Origin of the sequence: Psychroflexus sp. MES1-P1E (assembly GCF_002836055.1) — a bacterium.
Lineage (GTDB): Bacteria > Bacteroidota > Bacteroidia > Flavobacteriales > Flavobacteriaceae > Psychroflexus.
In genome coordinates this window covers 1-898 of record NZ_PJBS01000008.1, presented here as the reverse complement: position 1 = coordinate 898, position 898 = coordinate 1, and the positions used below count along the sequence as shown (strand labels likewise).

Annotated in this window: 1 protein-coding gene; it reads left to right on the top strand. The window is 31.6% G+C overall.

Annotated elements, in window-relative coordinates; genetic code table 11:
• Window positions 1-491 precede the first annotated feature (491 nt).
• The coding region (locus CXF67_RS00065; protein ID WP_102086915.1) for a PEGA domain-containing protein at window positions 492-898 on the top strand (407 nt) is incomplete at its 3' end.

Here is an 898-nt window from a genome sequence, read left to right as displayed (position 1 = left end):
ATGATTTTTTGAAAGGACCATCTACGCGAGTTTCAACGACTTAAAATCGAGGTCTAAAAAGCCTCATAGTCTTGATAGGTATTGGGAGAATGTGATTTTAGTAGTAAAAGAGAAGGGGATTTATCCCGAGGCTTCGGGATTGACGAGATCATAGACTCTGCATATATAATAACCTTATTTCTCTCTTTTATTCTTCCTTATTTATATGCCTTAATTTAGGGTTTTTATTAAAATGCTAACTAAAGCTGTTTATAATTAATTGCTTTGATTATCGCCTACTTGCGAATCTTGATAGCTATCGGGATTCTATTCGGTTTTTATTTACTAGATTGACAGTATAAATAGCGCAACAAACCATATACAATAACGTTATGGTAAAGTTGAAAAAAAACTTACTGAATAAAATTAAATAGACTATTTCAAAATAAAAGTCTGAATAAGCTGAAAAAGGACTTTAAACAGGAGTAAGCATTAAATTTAAACCAAATAAAATGGTAAAAAGAAAACTAACAATTTTATTAATGAGTGGCATTATCCTGCTAACAACAAGCTGTGCTTCAATTTTAACAGGCTCAAAACGTAAAGTCCTATTTGAGTCTGATCCAAGTGGTGCTAAAGTATTCGTGAATGGATTTGAAAAAGGAAAAACACCTGTTCAGATTAAAGTAGCGGCTGATGATCAAGTTGATTTTAGATTAGATGACTTTCGCGAAAGAGTTGTAATAATGGATTCTAAATTTAACTTAGTTGCTATACTAAATGGATTTAGCATTATTGGTTGGGGTGTAGATGCTTTGACAGGTTCTTTAAAAAGAGTTGACACTAAATATGTCAAAGTTACTCTTGAAAAAGACGATAAAACAGCGTTCCTAAACTATATGGAAAATGGACAATTAAC